The sequence below is a fragment of the Streptomyces sp. NPDC060035 genome, assembly GCF_042736635.1.
GTDB lineage: Bacteria > Actinomycetota > Actinomycetes > Streptomycetales > Streptomycetaceae > Streptomyces.
On the sequence record NZ_JBHWVO010000011.1, the window covers coordinates 23,215 to 34,796 of the forward strand.

Consider the following 11,582-nt stretch of genomic DNA (forward strand, 5'->3'; position numbering starts at 1 on the left):
GGCGCCGGGGCCGGCGTTTTTTCCGGCTGTGCGGTCCGGGGTGTCCTCCGGTCGCACAGCCGGCAGCACGCTGTCCAGCAGGCCCGCAGACGTATGACGCACGGAACCAGGAGCCCGAAGATGTTCGAGGCGGTCGAGGAACTGATCGGCGAACACGCCGATCTCGAGAAGAAGCTCGCCGACCCGTCGGTCCACGCCGACCAGGCCAACGCGCGCAAGCTCAACAAGCGCTACGCGGAGCTGACCCCGATCGTCTCCACGTACACGTCCTGGAAGCGGACCGGTGACGACATCGGGACCGCACGCGAATTCGCCGCCGACGACCCCGACTTCGCTGCCGAGGTCAAGGTCTTGGAGAAGCAGCGCGAAGAGATCACCGAGAAGCTCCGGCTCCTGCTGGTCCCGCGCGACCCCAGCGACGACAAGGACGTGCTCCTGGAGATCAAGGCGGGCGCGGGCGGCGACGAGTCCGCCCTGTTCGCCGGCGATCTGCTGCGCATGTACCTGCGCTACGCGGAGCGCGTCGGCTGGAAGACCGAGATCATCGACTCCACCGAGTCCGAGCTCGGCGGCTACAAGGACGTCCAGGTCGCCGTGAAGACCAAGGGCGGCAACGGCGCCACCGAGCCCGGCCAGGGCGTCTGGGCCCGGATGAAGTACGAGGGCGGCGTGCACCGCGTGCAGCGCGTGCCCTCCACCGAGTCCCAGGGCCGTATCCACACCTCCGCCGCCGGTGTGCTCGTCACGCCCGAGGCGGAGGAGGTCGAGGTGGAGATCCACGCCAACGACCTGCGTATCGACGTCTACCGCTCCTCGGGACCCGGCGGCCAGTCCGTCAACACCACCGACTCCGCGGTCCGCATCACGCACCTGCCGACCGGTGTCGTCGCCTCCTGCCAGAACGAGAAGAGCCAGCTCCAGAACAAGGAGCAGGCCATGCGCATCCTGCGGTCCCGGCTGCTGGCCGCCGCCCAGGAGGCGGCCGAGCAGGAAGCCTCCGACGTCCGCCGCAGCCAGGTCCGTACCGTCGACCGGTCCGAGAAGATCCGCACGTACAACTTCCCGGAAAACCGGATCTCGGACCACCGAGTCGGCTTCAAGGCGTACAACTTGGACCAGGTGCTCGACGGCGAACTCGACGCCGTCATCCAGGCCTGCGTGGACGCCGACTCGGCCGCCAAGCTCGCCGCCGCATAAGCTGCGCCCCGCCCCGCACGTGAACCTGTACGGAGAACCGCGATGAACCTGCTGCTCGCCGAGGTGGCCCAGGCCACCCAGCGGCTGGCCGACGCCGGTGTCCCCTCGCCGCGTTTCGATGCCGAGGAACTCGCCGCATTCGTGCACGACGTCAAGCGGGGCGAGCTGCACCATGTGCCGGACGCCGACTTCGACGCGCGCTACTGGGAGACGATCGCCCGCCGGGAGGCCCGCGAGCCGCTCCAGCACATCACCGGCCGCGCCTTCTTCCGCTACCTGGAGCTCCAGGTAGGCCCCGGCGTCTTCGTGCCCCGCCCGGAGACCGAGTCGGTCGTCGGCTGGGCGATAGACGCCGTCCGCGCGATGGATGTCGTCGAACCGCTGATCGTCGACCTCTGCACCGGATCCGGCGCGATCGCCCTCGCCATGGCCCAGGAGGTGCCGCGCTCGCGCGTGCACGGCGTGGAGCTGTCCGAGGACGCCCTGAGGTGGACCCGGAAGAACGCCGAGGGGTCCAGGGTCACCGTCCACCGCGGAGACGCCCTGAGCGCCCTTCCCGAGCTCGACGGCCAGGTCGACCTGGTGATCTCCAACCCGCCGTACATCCCGCTCACCGAGTGGGAGTACGTCGCGCCCGAGGCCCGCGACCACGACCCGCAGATGGCGCTCTTCTCCGGCGAGGACGGCCTCGACACCATCCGCGGCATCGAACGCACCGCGCACCGCCTGCTGCGTCCCGGCGGTCTCGTCGTCATCGAGCACGCGGACACCCAGGGCGGCCAGGTGCCGTGGATCTTCACCGAGGAGCGGGGCTGGGCCGATGCGGCCGACCACCCCGACCTGAACAACCGGCCCCGGTTCGCGACGGCCCGCAAGGCCATGCCGTGACCACCGGGACTCCGGCACCGCACGACCCCTACCCGCCAGACCCGTACATGTCCGAGGAGGCCGGCTGATGGCACGGCGATACGACTGCAACGACGCGACCGACCGTACGACCGGCCTGCGTGAAGCCGCGTCCGCCGTCCGCCGCGGCGAACTGGTCGTGCTGCCCACCGACACCGTGTACGGGATCGGTGCGGACGCCTTCAGCTCCGAGGGCGTCGCCGACCTGCTCGACGCCAAGGGCCGCGGCCGCAACATGCCGACGCCCGTGCTGATCGGCTCCCCGAACACCCTGCACGGTCTGGTCACCGACTTCTCCGAGCAGGCGTGGGAGCTCGTCGACGCCTTCTGGCCCGGCGCCCTCACCCTTGTCGCCAAGCACCAGCCCTCGCTGCAGTGGGACCTCGGCGACACCCGGGGCACCGTCGCCATCCGGATGCCGCTGCACCCGGTCGCCATCGAGCTCCTCACGGAGGTCGGCCCGATGGCCGTCTCCAGCGCCAACCTCACCGGACACCCCTCGCCCGAGGACTGCGACGCCGCCCAGGAAATGCTCGGCGACTCCGTGTCGGTCTACCTCGACGGCGGCCCGACCCCCGGCATCGTCCCGTCCTCCATCGTCGACGTCACCGGTAAGGTCCCGTTGCTGCTGCGGGCCGGTGCGCTGTCCGTCGAGGACCTCCGCAAGGTAGTACCGGACCTCGAGGTGGCCAATTGATCGCCCCTGAGGGGCGTGGCATAGCGGGGCAGAACGACACTTTCCGCATCCTCCACGTCAGCACCGGCAACGTCTGCCGCTCGCCCATCACCGAGCGGCTGACCCGCCATGCCCTCATCGACCGCCTCGGCGATCCGCTCATCGGCGGCCTGATCGTGGAGAGCGCGGGTACCTGGGGGCACGAGGGCGCGCCCATGGAGGCCAACGCCGAAGTCGTTCTCGCCGACTTCGGCGCCGACGCCACCGGCTTCGTCGGCCGCGAGCTGCTCGACGAACACGTGATCCGGGCCGACCTGGTGCTCACCGCCACCCGCGACCACCGGGCCCAGGTGATCTCCATGGGCCACTCGGCGGGCCTGCGGACCTTCACGCTCAAGGAATTCACCCGGCTCGTCAGAGCCATCGACCCCGCGACGCTGCCCGACGCCCGCGAGGAGGGTGTCGTCGAGCGCGCCCGCGCGCTGGTGCGCGCCGCCGCGGCGCTGCGCGGCTGGCTGCTGGCGCCCACCGCCGAGGCGGACGAGGTCTACGACCCGTACGGCGCCCCGATCACGTTCTTCCGCTCCATCGGCGACGAGATCAACCAGGCGCTCGACCCCGTGGTGACCGCGCTGACGGGCGTACACGACCCGCACTGACACCACCGGTCGCTGCCGGAGGCGCGGGAGCCGGTACGGCGCTGACGGGTGAATGCGAACCCGTACCGACGGGCACCCCCGGGGCCCGAGTGCGCCCGACCGGCGTACGGGGCCGCACGGCGGCGGGCAAGGGGCCCGGAGCGGGCCTACATTGGATCTGAAGCCAGCGCCCCCTCCCCAGGCCCGGAGCCGTCAGATGCCGGTCACCACTCCAGCCGCACCCGCAGCCGTGTCCCCGTCCGACACCGCGCTGCCGCAGGACTTCGGCGCCCTGGCCCGCCAGGATCCGGAGATCGCCGGCATCCTGCTGGGGGAGGTCCACCGCCAGTCGAGCACGCTGCAGCTCATCGCCGCCGAGAACTTCACCTCGCCCGCGGTCCTCGCCGCCCTCGGCTCCCCGCTCGCCAACAAGTACGCGGAGGGCTACCCGGGCGCCCGCCACCACGGCGGCTGCGAACAGGCCGACGAGGCCGAGCGCATCGCGGTCAGACGGGCCATGTCGCTCTTCGGCGCCGAGCACGCCAACGTGCAGCCCCACTCCGGCTCCTCGGCCGTTCTGGCCGCCTACGCGGCGCTGCTGCGGCCCGGCGACGCGGTGCTGGCCATGGGACTCCCGTACGGCGGGCACCTCACCCACGGCGCCCCCGGCAACTTCTCCGGCCGCTGGTTCGACTTCACCGGCTACGGCGTCGACCCCGACAGCGGACTGATCGACTACGCACAGGTGCGCGCCCTGGCCCGAGCCCGCCGCCCCAAGGCGATCGTCTGCGGCTCCATCTCCTACCCGCGGCACCCCGACTACGAGGTTTTCCGGGAGATCGCCGACGAGGTGGGTGCGTATCTGATCGCCGACGCCGCCCACCCGATGGGCCTGATCGCCGGGGGAGCGGCGCCCAGCCCCGTCCCGTACGCGGACGTGGTGTGCGCCACCACGCACAAGGTGCTGCGCGGGCCCCGCGGCGGCATGATCCTGTGCGGTGCGGATCTGGCCGAGCGGATCGACCGCGCGGTCTTCCCGTTCACCCAGGGCGGCGCCCAGATGCACACCGTCGCGGCCAAGGCCGTCGCGTTCGGGGAGGCGGCCACCCCGGCCTTCGCGCTCTACGCCCACCAGGTGGTCGCCCATGCGCGGATGCTCGCGGCCGGACTGGAGGCCGAGGGCTTCGAGATCACCACGGGCGGCACGGACACGCATATCGTCGTCGCCGACCCCGGCCCGCTGGGTGTCGACGGCCGCACCGCCCGCGAACGGCTCGTCGCGGCGGGCATGGTGCTCGACACCTGCGCCCTGCCGTACGGGGACGCCCGCGGGATCCGGCTCGGCACCGCGGCCGTCACCACCCAGGGCATGGACGAATCCGACATGGCGCGGATCGCCGCACTGTTCGGTGCGGCGGTACGGGACGGGGCCGACGCCGACCGGCTGCGGGCCGAGGTGCGCGGGCTCGCGGAGCGGAATCCGCCGTATCCGGGGTAGGTGATGCCTGTGCAACCATCACCCGTACCGTGGAGTCCTTGTTCATGAGACTAGGGTGTGGGGCTGAGATGGTCGGCGAATTCTGTGGGGCAGCCCGTGCGTGATTACCTGCTGACGCTCTGTGTCACGGCCGCAGTTACCTATCTGCTGACCGGGCCGGTGCGGAAGTTCGCCATCGCGGTCGGGGCGATGCCCGCGATCCGTGCGCGTGACGTACACCGAGAACCGACACCGCGGCTCGGTGGCATCGCCATGTTCGGCGGACTGTGCGCGGGACTGATCGTCGCGGACCATCTGTTCAATCTGAACGGTGTCTTCGAGCTTTCCAACGAACCACGTGCGCTGCTGTCCGGCGCCGCCCTGATCTGGCTGATCGGCGTCCTGGACGACAAGTTCGAGATCGACGCGCTGATCAAGCTCGGCGGACAGATGATCGCCGCAGCGGTCATGGTCATCCAGGGTCTGACGATCCTGTGGCTGCCCATCCCCGGCGTCGGCACAGTCGCCCTCACCCAGTGGCAGGGCACGCTGCTCACGGTCGCGCTGGTCGTGATCACCATCAACGCGGTCAACTTCGTCGACGGCCTGGACGGCCTCGCGGCCGGCATGGTGTGCATCGCGTCCGCGGCGTTCTTCCTGTACACCTACCGCCTCTGGTACGGGTACGGAATCGAGGCGGCCGCCCCCGCGACGCTCTTCGCCGCGATCCTGATGGGCATGTGCCTGGGCTTCCTGCCGCACAACATGCACCCTGCCCGGATCTTCATGGGCGACTCGGGGTCGATGCTGATCGGTCTGGTGCTGGCCGCGGGTGCGATCTCCGTCACCGGGCAGGTCGACCCGGATGTCATGAAGCTCTTCCTCGAAGGCAGCGAGCGGCAGGCGACCCACGCGATGCTGCCCGTCTTCATCCCGCTGCTGCTGCCGCTGACGATCATCGCGATCCCGGCCGCCGACCTGGTGCTCGCGATCGTGCGGCGCACCTGGAACGGGCAGTCACCGTTCGCGGCCGACCGCGGGCATCTGCACCACCGGCTGCTGGAGATCGGGCACTCGCACAGCAGGTCCGTGCTGATCATGTACTTCTGGTCCGCGCTGATCGCGTTCGGGGCGGTCGGCTACTCCGTGCACTCGGCGTCGCTGTGGATCGTTCTGGTGATCGTGGGTCTCAGCGCCGTGGGTCTGGTGCTGCTGCTCATGCCGCGCTTCACCCCCCGCGCTCCTCTCTGGGCGGAGGCCTTCGTGCCGCCGCGCTACCGGCGCCGCGGCGGTGACGAGGCGGAGGAGCCGGGCTCGGACGTCGTTTCCGCGAAGGCTTCGGAGGCTTCCGGGGACGCCCCCAAGGATCAACAGGGCCCCACGGGCTCGCAGATGGCCTCCGGGACCCCGGAACAGGCCCCCGTGGCCGTGGGTGTCTCCGGCGTCAACGGCGCGACCGCGATCGGCCCCCGTTCGCGCTTCAAGGATCGCGACCGCGCCGATTCACCGCGTTGACGATTCGGACGCCGAGGCTCATTACCAGGCAATGTGCCGTGTTGTCCTGCACACACGCGCGGACTAACTCTCATGTGTGACAGTTGGCACACTTTCCAGGTAAAGACCTCATCAAATAGTTTGTGATACCGTTCACTAAGCCCGGTGACGGAGCCGAAGGACCCTTGTGAGACGGTCCATTGGCCCGAGGCATCGACTCGAACCGGGCCTACGCTCGTCCATGACGACACCACTGCCCACCCCCTGCACAAGCGGAGTTGCCGCCATGCCGTCCAACGACGTCCGGACCCTCCTCCAGGCCGCCGTACCCACCGCTGCCGCCGGCGCTGTTGCCGCCGCGGTCAGTGCTGGCGTCGCCGGTGGCAAAGGAGCTCTGGGCGCGGTCGTTGCGACGCTGGTGGTGATCCTCTTCATGGGGATCGGGCTGCTGGTCCTGCAGCGGACCGCGAAGTCCCTCCCGCACTTGTTCCAGGCGATGGGGCTGATGCTGTATACGGCACAGCTCCTGCTGCTGTTCATTTTTGTCGCCGTGTTCAAGGACACCTCGCTGTTCAACCCGAAGGCCTTCGCGATCACGCTGGTTGCGACGACTCTCGTGTGGATCGGCGCACAGGCGCGTGCGCACATGAAGGCCAAGATCCTCTACGTCGAACCCGAGTCCAGCAAGGGTGACAAGCCCAAGAAGACGGGGCCGTCGACGTGAAGGGTAGGGGCGGAATAAAGGCGCTCTCCGGACCCTGCTATCGTCCGGTTTCAACTGCGGCACTGCGGGCGCGGGCATGTGAGCTGACGCCTGCTCGATCGCGAGGCTCAATGCCTGACTGCCGCTCACACATTCGTAACACCAGTCCAGTGCCGAACCGCGGCCGTGCGCCGCGCCGACACATCGAGGTTGCCGTACCTATGCGCCACGCTGAAGGAGCCCGCGGTGAGTGCTGACCCGACACAGGTGCTCGCCTTCGAGACCGATTGCCACATCTTCGACGGTTGTGGTTTCCCGGCACCCGGCTTGCACTCGTTCCTGTTCGAGCCGCTGTGGGGTGACCCGGACAGCAACTTGTACTTCAACAAGCCGATGCTGCTGGCGCTCCTCGGCTCGATCATCATCGTCGGTTTCTTCTGGGCGGCGTTCCGGAAGCCCAAGATGGTCCCCGGCAAGCTGCAGTCGGTCGCGGAGATGGGCTACGACTTCATCCGTCGCGGCATCGTCTACGAGACCATCGGCAAGCGCGAGGGCGAGAAGTACGTCCCGCTGGTCGTGTCGCTGTTCTTCTTCGTCTGGATGATGAACCTCTGGTCGATCATTCCGGTCGCCCAGTTCCCCGTGACGTCGATCATCGCGTACCCGATCGTGCTGGCCCTGCTCGTGTACGTGCTCTGGGTCAGCCTGACCTTCAAGCGGCACGGGTTCGTCGGCGGGTTCAAGAACATCACCGGCTACGACAAGTCGCTCGGCCCGGTGCTGCCGCTCGCCATGACCATCGAGTTCTTCTCGAACCTGCTGGTGCGGCCGTTCACCCACGCGGTCCGACTCTTCGCGAACATGTTCGCAGGCCACACGCTGCTGCTGCTGTTCACGATCGCCAGCTGGTACCTGCTCAACGGCATCGGTATCGCGTACGCAGGCGTCTCGTTCGTCATGGTCATCGTCATGACCGCGTTCGAGCTCTTCGTCCAGGCGCTGCAGGCGTACGTCTTCGTACTCCTGACCTGCACCTTCATCCAGGGCGCGCTCGCCAAGCACCACTGAGCACCGCGCACCGACCCTTATTCGTCCGGTGGCCAACCCCCATCGGTCCTTGAAAGAGAAGGAAGACTGGCATGTCCCAGACCCTCGCCGCTGTCACTGGCGACCTGAAGGCTCTCGGCTCCATCGGTTACGGCCTCGCCGCCATCGGTCCCGGCGTCGGCGTCGGCATCATCTTCGGTAACGGCACGCAGGCCCTCGCCCGCCAGCCCGAGGCCGCCGGCCTCATCCGCGCCAACCAGATCCTCGGCTTCGCCTTCTGTGAGGCGCTCGCCCTCATCGGTCTGGTCATGCCGTTCGTCTACGGCTCCTGATCTTCAGGTCTGACGAACCGAGACGAAAGGCACTGATGTGAGCCAGCTGATTACGGTCGCGGCTGAGGAGTTGGAAAACCCCCTCATCCCGCCGGTTCCAGAGCTCGTCATCGGCCTCATCGCCTTCCTCATCGTCTTCGGCTTCCTCGCCAAGAAGCTCCTCCCGAACATCAACAAGGTTCTGGACGAGCGCCGCGAGGCCATCGAAGGCGGTATCGAAAAGGCCGATGCGGCCCAGACCGAGGCCCAGAGCGTTCTTGAGCAGTACAAGGCTCAGCTCGCCGAGGCCCGCCACGAGGCCGCCCGACTGCGCCAGGAGGCGCAGGAGCAGGGTGCCGTCATCATCCAGGAGATGAGGACGGAAGGTCAGCGGCAGCGCGAAGAGATCATCGCCGCCGGCCACGCCCAGATCGAGGCCGACCGCAAGGCTGCGGCTTCCGCGCTGCGTCAGGACGTGGGCACACTCGCCACCGCCCTGGCCGGCAAGCTCGTCGGCGAGTCCCTCGAGGACCACGCCCGACAGAGCGGCACCGTCGACCGTTTCCTCGACGAGCTCGAGGCGAAGGCCGAGGCTGTCCGATGAACGGAGCGAGCCGCGAGGCACTGGCTGCCGCACGTGAGCGTCTCGACGCACTGACCGACAACACGTCGGTCGACGCGGCGAAGCTCGCCGAGGAGCTGGCAGCCGTCACCGCGCTGCTCCACCGCGAGGTATCGCTGCGCCGGGTCCTCACCGACCCGTCGCAGGGCGGCGAGGCCAAGGCCGAGCTGGCCGGACGGCTGCTGAGCGGTCAGGTGGGCGGCGAAGCCGTGGACCTGATCTCCGGCATGGTCCGCTCCCGCTGGTCGCAGTCGCGTGACCTGGTCGACTCGGTCGAGGAACTGGCGAACACTGCAGACCTCACCGCCGCCCAGCGCAGCGGTGCACTCGACGACGTCGAGGACGAGCTGTTCCGGTTCGGCCGGATCGTCGGTTCCGACAAGGGACTGCGTTCCGCCCTGACCAACCGGACCGCGTCCACCGCCGCCAAGGGCGAGCTGCTCCGCAGCCTGCTCGGCGGCAAGGCGCAGCCCGTCACCGAGCGCGTCGTCACGCGTCTCGTGACCCAGCCCCGTGGACGTAGCCTGGAAGCGGGACTCGACTCCCTGTCCAAGCTCGCCGCGGAGCGCCGGGACCGCATCGTCGCTGTCGTCACCTCGGCGGTGCCGCTGTCCGATCGGCAGAAGCAGCGCCTCGGCGCCGCCCTGGCGAAGATCTACGGCCGGCAGATGCACCTGAACCTGGACGTGGACCCCGCGGTCCTCGGCGGGATCTCGGTGCGCGTCGGTGACGAGGTCATCAACGGCACGATCGCGGAGCGCCTCGAAGAGGCCACCCGCCGGATGGCCGGCTGACAGCGAGCAGCGCAACCGCACCAACTGAACGAGCAAGAACAGCGGCCCGGTTGGGCCGTGCAGAAATTGCAGAAGATTCCTGGGGGTCGCCCCCAGACCCCCTTAAGAAACTTCGGGCCCAACAAGGAGAGCAGGGAACCCAGATGGCGGAGCTCACGATCCGGCCGGAGGAGATCCGGGACGCACTGGAGAACTTTGTCCAGTCGTACCAGCCGGACGCGGCCTCGCGCGAGGAGGTCGGAACGGTCAGCGTTGCCGGCGACGGCATCGCGAAGGTGGAGGGCCTGCCCTCCGCCATGGCGAACGAACTGCTGAAGTTCGAGGACGGAACCCTCGGTCTCGCCCTCAACCTCGAAGAGCGCGAGATCGGTGCGATCGTCCTCGGCGAGTTCAGCGGAATCGAGGAGGGCCAGCCGGTGCAGCGCACCGGTGAGGTGCTCTCCGTCGGCGTCGGCGAGGGCTACCTCGGCCGTGTCGTCGACCCGCTCGGCAACCCGATCGACGGTCTCGGCGAGATCGCGACCGAAGGACGCCGCGCCCTCGAGCTGCAGGCCCCTGGCGTCATGGTCCGCAAGTCGGTGCACGAGCCGATGCAGACCGGCTACAAGGCCGTCGACGCCATGGTGCCGATCGGCCGCGGCCAGCGTCAGCTGATCATTGGTGACCGTCAGACGGGTAAGACCGCTCTGGCTGTCGACACGATCATCAACCAGCGCGACAACTGGCGCTCGGGCGACGTGAACAAGCAGGTGCGCTGCATCTACGTCGCCATCGGTCAGAAGGGCTCCACCATCGCCTCCGTGCGAGGTGCCCTGGAAGAGGCCGGCGCGCTCGAGTACACGACCATCGTCGCCGCCCCGGCGTCCGACCCGGCCGGCTTCAAGTACCTGGCGCCGTACACCGGTTCGGCCATCGGCCAGCACTGGATGTACGCCGGCAAGCACGTTCTGATCATCTTCGACGACCTTTCGAAGCAGGCCGACGCCTACCGCGCCGTGTCGCTTCTGCTGCGCCGTCCGCCGGGCCGCGAGGCCTACCCGGGCGACGTCTTCTACCTGCACTCGCGTCTGCTGGAGCGCTGCGCCAAGCTCTCCGACGACATGGGCGCCGGTTCGATGACGGGTCTCCCGATCGTCGAGACCAAGGCGAACGACGTGTCGGCGTTCATTCCGACCAACGTCATCTCCATCACCGACGGCCAGTGCTTCCTGGAGTCCGACCTGTTCAACGCGGGTCAGCGTCCGGCACTCAACGTCGGTATCTCGGTCTCCCGAGTCGGTGGCTCCGCCCAGCACAAGGCCATGAAGCAGGTTTCCGGCCGTCTGCGCGTGGACCTCGCCCAGTACCGCGAGCTGGAGGCGTTCGCCGCCTTCGGTTCCGACCTGGACGCGGCCTCCAAGGCGTCGCTGGAGCGCGGTAAGCGCATGGTCGAGCTGCTGAAGCAGCCGCAGTACGCCCCGTTCCCGATGGAGGAGCAGGTCGTCTCCGTCTGGGCCGGCACCACGGGCAAGATGGACGACGTCCCGGTCGAGGACATCCGCCGCTTCGAGGGCGAGCTGCTGGAGTACCTGCGCCGTGAGCGCAAGGACCTCCTGACCAGCATCGCCGAGGGCGGCAAGATGTCCGACGACACGCTGCAGTCGATCGCTGACGCGATCGCCGCCTTCAAGCAGCAGTTCGAGACCTCGGACGGCAAGCTTCTGGGCGAGGGCTGATC

Annotated in this window: 12 protein-coding genes; all 12 read left to right on the forward strand. The window is 68.7% G+C overall.

What is annotated here, in order from left to right:
• Positions 1–120 precede the first annotated feature (120 nt).
• The 12 genes from prfA (at position 121) to atpA (ending at position 11,580) form a co-directional block, all read left to right on the forward strand.
• Positions 121–1,197, forward strand: coding sequence for a peptide chain release factor 1 (prfA, locus tag ACFWBQ_RS18965; RefSeq protein ID WP_385489991.1), 1,077 nt, complete (start codon positions 121–123; stop codon positions 1,195–1,197).
• A gap of 42 nt (positions 1,198–1,239) precedes the next feature.
• Positions 1,240–2,085, forward strand: coding sequence for a peptide chain release factor N(5)-glutamine methyltransferase (gene prmC / locus ACFWBQ_RS18970; RefSeq protein WP_351165906.1), 846 nt, complete (start codon positions 1,240–1,242; stop codon positions 2,083–2,085).
• 67 nt (positions 2,086–2,152) lie between these two features.
• Positions 2,153–2,800, forward strand: coding sequence for an L-threonylcarbamoyladenylate synthase (locus ACFWBQ_RS18975; protein WP_385489993.1), 648 nt, complete (start codon positions 2,153–2,155; stop codon positions 2,798–2,800).
• Positions 2,797–3,438, forward strand: a complete 642-nt coding sequence (locus ACFWBQ_RS18980; RefSeq protein WP_385489995.1) for a protein-tyrosine-phosphatase — start codon at positions 2,797–2,799, stop codon at positions 3,436–3,438. Before ACFWBQ_RS18975 ends, ACFWBQ_RS18980 begins: the two co-directional genes overlap by 4 nt.
• Before the next feature lie 196 nt (positions 3,439–3,634).
• Positions 3,635–4,915: a serine hydroxymethyltransferase gene (gene glyA / locus ACFWBQ_RS18985; protein WP_385489998.1), complete on the forward strand. Its 1,281-nt coding sequence runs from the start codon at positions 3,635–3,637 to the stop codon at positions 4,913–4,915.
• 84 nt (positions 4,916–4,999) lie between these two features.
• Positions 5,000–6,409, forward strand: a complete 1,410-nt coding sequence (locus ACFWBQ_RS18990; protein ID WP_385490000.1) for an MraY family glycosyltransferase — start codon at positions 5,000–5,002, stop codon at positions 6,407–6,409.
• Between the two features lie 265 nt (positions 6,410–6,674).
• Positions 6,675–7,112, forward strand: a complete 438-nt coding sequence (locus ACFWBQ_RS18995; RefSeq protein ID WP_385490002.1) for a hypothetical protein — start codon at positions 6,675–6,677, stop codon at positions 7,110–7,112.
• Positions 7,113–7,337: 225 nt separating this feature from the next.
• Positions 7,338–8,159, forward strand: coding sequence for a F0F1 ATP synthase subunit A (atpB, locus tag ACFWBQ_RS19000; protein ID WP_385490005.1), 822 nt, complete (start codon positions 7,338–7,340; stop codon positions 8,157–8,159).
• Between the two features lie 71 nt (positions 8,160–8,230).
• Positions 8,231–8,470: an ATP synthase subunit C gene (locus ACFWBQ_RS19005; protein ID WP_005311859.1), complete on the forward strand. Its 240-nt coding sequence runs from the start codon at positions 8,231–8,233 to the stop codon at positions 8,468–8,470.
• A 37-nt stretch (positions 8,471–8,507) separates the two neighbouring features.
• Positions 8,508–9,053, forward strand: a complete 546-nt coding sequence (locus tag ACFWBQ_RS19010; protein WP_351165893.1) for a F0F1 ATP synthase subunit B — start codon at positions 8,508–8,510, stop codon at positions 9,051–9,053.
• Positions 9,050–9,865, forward strand: a complete 816-nt coding sequence (locus ACFWBQ_RS19015; RefSeq protein ID WP_385490008.1) for a F0F1 ATP synthase subunit delta — start codon at positions 9,050–9,052, stop codon at positions 9,863–9,865. The genes ACFWBQ_RS19010 and ACFWBQ_RS19015 overlap by 4 nt, the downstream gene beginning before the upstream one ends.
• A gap of 143 nt (positions 9,866–10,008) precedes the next feature.
• Positions 10,009–11,580: a F0F1 ATP synthase subunit alpha gene (atpA, locus tag ACFWBQ_RS19020; RefSeq protein ID WP_385490010.1), complete on the forward strand. Its 1,572-nt coding sequence runs from the start codon at positions 10,009–10,011 to the stop codon at positions 11,578–11,580.
• Positions 11,581–11,582: the final 2 nt, after the last annotated feature.

What these genes read in the sequence shown, in the direction of transcription:
- prfA (WP_385489991.1), top strand. Translation starts at nt 121, where the DNA reads ATGTTCGAGGCGGTCGAGGAACTGATCGGCGAACACGCCGATCTCGAG.
- prmC (WP_351165906.1), top strand. Translation starts at nt 1,240, where the DNA reads ATGAACCTGCTGCTCGCCGAGGTGGCCCAGGCCACCCAGCGGCTGGCC.
- ACFWBQ_RS18975 (WP_385489993.1), top strand. Translation starts at nt 2,153, where the DNA reads ATGGCACGGCGATACGACTGCAACGACGCGACCGACCGTACGACCGGC.
- glyA (WP_385489998.1), top strand. Translation starts at nt 3,635, where the DNA reads ATGCCGGTCACCACTCCAGCCGCACCCGCAGCCGTGTCCCCGTCCGAC.
- ACFWBQ_RS18995 (WP_385490002.1), top strand. Translation starts at nt 6,675, where the DNA reads ATGCCGTCCAACGACGTCCGGACCCTCCTCCAGGCCGCCGTACCCACC.
- ACFWBQ_RS19005 (WP_005311859.1), top strand. Translation starts at nt 8,231, where the DNA reads ATGTCCCAGACCCTCGCCGCTGTCACTGGCGACCTGAAGGCTCTCGGC.
- ACFWBQ_RS19015 (WP_385490008.1), top strand. Translation starts at nt 9,050, where the DNA reads ATGAACGGAGCGAGCCGCGAGGCACTGGCTGCCGCACGTGAGCGTCTC.
- atpA (WP_385490010.1), top strand. Translation starts at nt 10,009, where the DNA reads ATGGCGGAGCTCACGATCCGGCCGGAGGAGATCCGGGACGCACTGGAG.